At 65.2% G+C, this 2691-nt stretch carries 2 protein-coding genes; both read left to right on the forward strand.

Going from position 1 to position 2691, the window contains the following annotated elements:
* Window positions 1–137 precede the first annotated feature (137 nt).
* Complete coding sequence (htpG, locus tag ACTHLF_RS04280; RefSeq protein WP_440325162.1) at window positions 138–2006, forward strand: molecular chaperone HtpG; 1869 nt, start codon at window positions 138–140, stop codon at window positions 2004–2006.
* 173 nt (window positions 2007–2179) lie between these two features.
* On the forward strand, window positions 2180–2691 hold a 512-nt coding region (locus tag ACTHLF_RS04285; protein ID WP_440325163.1), incomplete at its 3' end, for an AEC family transporter.

Below are 2691 nucleotides of genomic sequence, written 5' to 3' on the forward strand. Positions count from 1 at the left end.
TTTCCGAACGAGGCCCCCCGGTGGGGGCGCATAGTACGCACCCCCACTCCCACGGGGCGTCCCCCGCCCCAAAGACTTTTCTTTCGCCCCGCGGTCCCCATAATTCACGGTCTGTCCATCCCTGAAGGAACGGCACCGTGAGCCAGGAAACCCGCAAATTCGAAGCCGAGGTCGCCCAGGTCCTGCACCTGGTCACCCATTCCCTCTACTCGCACAAGGAAATCTTCCTCCGCGAGCTCATTTCCAACGCCTCCGACGCCTGCGACAAGCTCCGCTTCGAAGCCCTCGCCAACCCCGGCCTGGTCACCGAAGACGCCGAGCTGCGCATCCAGGTCACCTGGGACCCGGAGGCCCGCACCATCAGCGTGCGCGACAACGGTATCGGCATGAGCCGCGAGGACGTGGTCGCCAACATCGGCACCATCGCCAGCTCGGGCACCCGCCGCTACCTCGAAGCCCTTTCCGGCGAGCAGAAGGCCGACTCGCGCCTTATCGGCCAGTTCGGCGTGGGCTTCTATTCCGCCTTCGTCGTGGCCGACAAGGTCACCGTGATCACCCGCCGCGCCGGCGAGCCGACTGAATCGGGCGTGCGCTGGGAGAGCGACGGCAAGGGCGAATACACCCTCGAGGAAACCAACGTCAGCGAGCGCGGCACCACCGTGGTGCTGCACCTCAAGGCCGACGAAGACGAATTCCTCAAGGGCTGGCAGCTGCGCCAGCTGGTCACGAAGTACTCCGACCACGTGGCGTTCCCTATCCGCATGCCGGAAGAAAAAGACGGCAAGCCGGATCCGAACGAGTGGGTGACGGTGAACTCCGCCTCGGCGCTGTGGGCGCGGCCGAAGAGCGAGATCACCGACGAGGAATACCAGAACTTCTACAAGGCGTTGGGCCACGACTTCAACGACCCGCTCGCCTGGGCGCACAACCGCGTCGAGGGCAGCCAGAGCTTCACCACGCTGCTCTACGTACCGGAGCAGCCGCCGTTCGACATGATGATGGGTGGTGGCCGCGAGGAGCGTAAGGGCCTCAAGCTGTACATCAAGCGCGTCTTCATCATGGATGCCGCCGAGGAACTGCTGCCGAACTACCTGCGCTTCGTGCGTGGCGTGGTGGATGCGGACGACCTGCCGCTGAACGTCAGCCGCGAGATCCTGCAGCAGAACCGCCAGCTCGAGAAGATCAAGAGCTCGTGCGTGAAGCGCGTGCTGGACCTGCTCGAGAAGGTCTCGCGCGATGAGCCGGAGAAGTTCGCTACCTTCCTCGCCGGTTTCGGCAACACGCTGAAGGAAGGCATCGTCGAAGACGCGGCCAACCGCGAGCGCATCGCGAAGCTGCTGCGTTTCGCCTCGACCAAGGGCGAAGGCGCGGCGAAGACGGTCTCGCTGGACGACTACATCGGCCGCATGGCCGTGGGCCAGGATGCAATTTGGTACGTCACCGCCGATAGCTACGCGGCCGCCGCCGGCAGCCCGCAGATCGAGGCGTTGAAGGCCAAGGGCATCGAAGTGCTGCTGATGTCCGACCGCATCGATGAGTGGATGCTGGGCTACTTCACCGAGTACGAAGGCAAGCGCCTGCGCAACGTGGCGAAGGGCGATTTCCCGCTGGATGAAGCCGACAAGGCGAAGCAGGAAGCCGCCAACACGGCCGCTGCGCCGCTGATCGAGCGCACCAAGGCCCTGCTCGGCGACAAGGTCAGCGACGTCCGCGTCTCGGCGCGCCTCACCGATTCGCCGTCGTGCCTGGCCCTGTCCGACTTTGACCTGGCCCCGCACCTGGCTCGCCTGCTGCGCGAAGCCGGCCAGGACGTGCCCGACTCGAAGCCGGCGCTTGAGCTCAACCCGGAACACCCGCTGGTGAAGCGCCTGGCCGCCGAAGGTGACGACGGCAAGGCCGCTGATCTCGCGAACCTGCTCTTCGAACAGGCCGAAATCACCGCCGGTGCCCAGCTCGCCGACCCGGCCGGTTTCGTGCAGCGCATGAACCGCGTGTTGCTAGGCTAAGCCACGCGCGTGTAGGAGCCCACCCTGTGGGCGACATCTTTCGCGAAAACGCATCAGGGCCTGTGGCTCTACCGCGAAAGATGTCGCTCACAGGGTGAGCTCCTACAACGCGCCGCGCACGTGGTTGGCCCGTAGCCGGGACGTCGGCGCTGGAACTGCTATCTTCCGATCCCATGTCCGCGCTGCTCATCCTCTTTGTCTGCCTCGCCCTCGGCATCCTCTGCCGGCGTTACGCGAACCTGCCTGAAGGCATCGTCCCGGGGATCAACTGGTGGGTGCTGAACATCGCGCTGCCGGCCCTGGTGCTCGGGCTGGTGCCGCAGGTCACCGTGGATCCGCACCTGTGGTTCCCGGTGGTGGGGATGTGGATCACCTTCTTTGGCGCGTGGGCTTTGTTCGCCACGCTGGGGCGCATATTCCGGTGGACCCCGCAGCGCATCGGTTGCCTGACCCTCGTGTGCGGCCTCGGCAATACCTCGTTCATGGGCTATCCGCTGATGGAGGCCCTGCACGGTAAGGAAGGGCTTTCGGTGGCGGTGATCGTCGACCAGCTCGGTTGTTTTCCGCTGCTGGCCGCGGGCGGGATCATCGTGGCATCGCTCTATTCGGGGAAGAGCACGAGCAGGGCGTTGATCGCCAAGCGCGTACTGGGCTTCCCGCCGTTTGTCTGCCTCATCATCGGTGT

Origin of the sequence: Luteibacter sp., assembly GCF_051958795.1 — a bacterium.
Taxonomy (GTDB): domain Bacteria; phylum Pseudomonadota; class Gammaproteobacteria; order Xanthomonadales; family Rhodanobacteraceae; genus Luteibacter.